We start from the raw sequence: 2,755 nt of genomic DNA on the forward strand, positions 1-2,755 counted from the left end.
TCTGTTTGCCGCTGGAATAACCAGTATATCCCTTTATCCGCCCTGTTGGCAAAATCATCAGTGCCAGGATGCGTTCTGGCACCTGAGTTTCACCTAACTGAGCACGACACCGATGGCAAACAGCACGTTGGCGAGCAAGGCAGCCTTAACCATATGTTCCAACATTGGGCGCATGCCGACGGCCGTAGGGTCACGTAAGACACGCATGCCGTGGCGAAATAGCAGCGGGACGGCCAGCACAAACAGCCAGCCCCACAGGCTGTGCAGGTTAAGCAGGGTAAACAGGGCAAAGCAGACCACGGCGGCAATCAGCAGCATTGCGTGGTAATAGCGCGCATTCTGTGGGCCAAGGCGGACGGCCAGGGTATTTTTGCCGTTGGCGCGGTCACTTTCGATATCGCGCAGATTATTGATGTTCAACACCGCCGCTGCGAGCAGGCCACAGGCGGTGGCTGGCAACATCACGACGCTATCGAAAGTGTGAGTCTGAAGATAGTAAGTGCCTGCCACGCTGAGCCAGCCGAAAAACACCAATACCGAAATATCGCCCAACCCCAGATAACCGTAAGGCTTGGTGCCCACGGTGTAGGTAATGGCCGCGATAATCGCTAACCCGCCCAGCACCAGGAAGCCCACCACATCGCTGGGTTTTTCACAGGCGACGGCGATGAGCCAGCAACCGGAAATGGCGATCAGCACCACCGTCAGCATCAAGGCCCGTTTCATCTGGCTTTGGGTGATCATGCCTTTTTGCATGCCACGCAACGGACCAATACGGTCTTCTTTATCGCTGCCTTTTACCGCATCGCCGTAATCGTTGGCCAGGTTGGAGAGGATCTGCAGCAGACCTGCGGTCAGCAGAGCCAACAGCGCCACGCCGGGCTTCAGGCTGCCCTGCCAGGCGGCGATCGCGGAACCGACAACGATGGAGGCAAAGGCCAATGGCAGGGTTCGTGGTCGTAAACTTTCCAGCCAGGCTCTGACCGGGGTGGTGGTGGTTGATGAGCTCATATTTCGCTTCAATAAGTCAAAAGACGGTGTCCGTTAAAAATAAATGTGGGAGGCAATGCCTCCCACAAAGATAACTGACAGGACAGTGATAGAGCGATTATAGAATAAAACGACTCAGATCTTCATCCGCTACCAGTTCATCCAGATGATTGCGCACGTATTCCGCGTCAATTGTAATGGATTGGCCGCCAATTTCACTCGCATCGTACGAAATATCTTCCATCAGACGCTCCAGCACGGTGTGCAGACGACGTGCGCCGATGTTTTCGGTGCTTTCGTTAACCTGCCAGGCGGCTTCGGCGATGCGGCGGATACCGTCGGCGGTGAAATCGATGGTGACACCTTCGGTGGCCATCAATGCTTTGTACTGCTCGGTAAGCGACGCGCTTGGCTCGGTCAGGATACGTTCAAAATCTTCCGTGGTCAGCGCTTGCAGCTCAACGCGAATTGGCAGGCGGCCTTGCAGTTCCGGGATCAGGTCGGAAGGGCTGGCGGTCTGGAACGCGCCGGAGGCGATAAACAGAATGTGATCGGTTTTCACCATGCCGTGCTTGGTTGATACCGTACAGCCTTCCACCAGTGGCAGCAGGTCGCGTTGGACGCCCTCGCGGGACACGTCCGGGCCGGAGCTCTGGCCGCTGCGCTTACAGATTTTGTCGATCTCATCGATAAACACGATACCGTGCTGCTCAACCGCTTCCACCGCCTGCTCTTTCAGCTCTTCCGGGTTCACCAGTTTGGCCGCTTCTTCTTCGATCAGCAGCTTGAAGGCTTCCTTGATCTTCACTTTACGCGGTTTCTGCTTCTGCCCACCGAGGTTTTGGAACATCGATTGCAGCTGGTTGGTCATCTCTTCCATGCCCGGAGGAGCCATGATTTCCACGCCCATCGGGGCCGAGGCCAGATCGATTTCAATTTCTTTATCGTCCAGCTGACCTTCACGCAGTTTCTTGCGGAATGCCTGGCGAGCGGCAGAAGGTTCATTCTGCTCTTCTGCCTGGCCCCAATTGTTCTTGGCCGGTGGGATCAACACGTCAAGAATGCGTTCTTCTGCCATCTCTTCCGCACGGGTGCGATTTTTCTCGATCGATTGCAGACGCACCATTTTCACGGCGGCGTCGGTCAGATCGCGGATGATAGAGTCCACTTCTTTACCCACATAGCCCACTTCGGTGAACTTGGTGGCTTCTACCTTGATGAAGGGAGCGTTGGCCAGTTTAGCCAGACGACGGGCGATCTCGGTTTTACCGACGCCGGTTGGGCCGATCATCAGAATATTTTTTGGGGTCACTTCGTGACGCAGCATCTCATTGAGCTGCATCCGGCGCCAGCGGTTGCGCAGGGCAATGGCGACGGCTCTTTTGGCTTTGTTCTGGCCAATAATGTAGCTGTCCAGTTCGCTGACGATCTCGCGCGGGGTCATTTCAGACATGATATTCGATCCTTACGCTTTGGAAGGCAATTGTTCGATAGTGTGGAAATGATTGGTGTAAATACAGATATCACCAGCGATGCTGAGGGATTTCTCCACGATTTCGCGGGCGCTTAACTCGGTATTTTCCAACAGTGCGCGGGCAGCAGACTGGGCATAAGGGCCACCAGAGCCGATCGCAATCAAATCGTTTTCTGGCTGCACCACATCACCGTTACCGGTGATGATAAGCGACGCATTTTCATCTGCCACGGCCAGCAATGCCTCCAGTTTGCGCAGCATGCGGTCGGTACGCCAGTCTTTCGCCAGCTC

At 55.3% G+C, this 2,755-nt stretch carries 3 protein-coding genes; all 3 read right to left on the reverse strand.

All coding sequences use genetic code 11. The features are described 5' to 3' along the window. Positions 1–93: 93 nt before the first annotated feature. Positions 94–1,011, reverse strand: a complete 918-nt coding sequence (locus ACLQ7H_RS02105) for a 1,4-dihydroxy-2-naphthoate polyprenyltransferase (RefSeq protein ID WP_411751236.1) — start codon at positions 1,009–1,011, stop codon at positions 94–96. Between the two features lie 97 nt (positions 1,012–1,108). Beyond that, positions 1,109–2,443, reverse strand: a complete 1,335-nt coding sequence (hslU, locus tag ACLQ7H_RS02110) for an HslU--HslV peptidase ATPase subunit (RefSeq protein WP_024482876.1) — start codon at positions 2,441–2,443, stop codon at positions 1,109–1,111. A 12-nt stretch (positions 2,444–2,455) separates the two neighbouring features. Next, the coding region (gene hslV / locus ACLQ7H_RS02115; RefSeq protein WP_411751237.1) for an ATP-dependent protease subunit HslV at positions 2,456–2,755 on the reverse strand (300 nt) is incomplete at its 5' end.

It is taken from the genome of Serratia sp. (in: enterobacteria), assembly GCF_046715635.1.
Lineage (GTDB): Bacteria > Pseudomonadota > Gammaproteobacteria > Enterobacterales > Enterobacteriaceae > Chania.